The sequence below is a fragment of the Bacillus sp. ISO11 genome (assembly GCF_003458115.1).
Taxonomy (GTDB): Bacteria; Bacillota; Bacilli; order Bacillales; family Bacillaceae_G; genus Bacillus_A; species Bacillus_A cereus.
In genome coordinates, this window is sequence record NZ_QXCO01000094.1 from 1 (window position 1) to 652 (window position 652).

Consider the following 652-nt stretch of genomic DNA (forward strand, 5'->3'; position numbering starts at 1 on the left):
TTTTGCGTTTCATTTTCTTTAGAAGGTGTGGAGGTCTCATATTGTTTAGCCTCGTTAGTTGTTAACGACTCTGCTGATTGTCTAGCACTATACCATTCTAGAAAATAATAGGAAAAGATAGTAAGTCCAATAACAGTTAAACATAAGCCTATCCATTGTTTTTTATTCACTTTTATCACTCCATTTGAAAACGACAGGATTTCTCCTGCCGTTTTAAGGAACTATTTTATGCGTTTGTCTTTTTGCGACGGAACATTAATACAGATCCAGCTAATGCTAATCCTAAGCTTGCTAACATCATTGTAACACCGTTTGATGCTGTATTAGGTAATTTCTCACCTTGTTTTTTCGTTTCTTTTTTCACAGTTGTATTAGTATTTTTCTTTGTTTCTTTTGCAGTTGTTTGAGGCTTAGTTTGTTCTTGTTTATTATTTATTGCTTGGTTGTTTTGTTTTGAATTCTCTTGCTTAGTGTTTTCTTGTTTAACAGGTTCTTGTTTAGTGTTTTCCTGTTTAGTGTTTTCCTGTTTAGTATTTTCTTGTTTAGGTTGTTCTTGAGGTTTAGTAGTTTCTTTATTTTCTGTTGTAGTATTTGTGCTCTTTGGATATTTATAATCTTCACATGGAATGCCGTCTTTATCATTATCTAAACG

Annotated in this window: 1 protein-coding gene and 1 pseudogene; both read right to left on the bottom strand. The window is 32.4% G+C overall.

Annotation, left to right across the window (positions count from 1 at the left end):
* Positions 1-170 (bottom strand): annotated as a pseudogene (locus tag D1166_RS30935) (class D sortase); the annotation flags it as partial.
* A 56-nt stretch (positions 171-226) separates the two neighbouring features.
* Positions 227-652 (bottom strand): LPXTG cell wall anchor domain-containing protein (locus D1166_RS30940; RefSeq protein WP_118043551.1); only part of this gene is annotated, 426 nt, incomplete at its 5' end.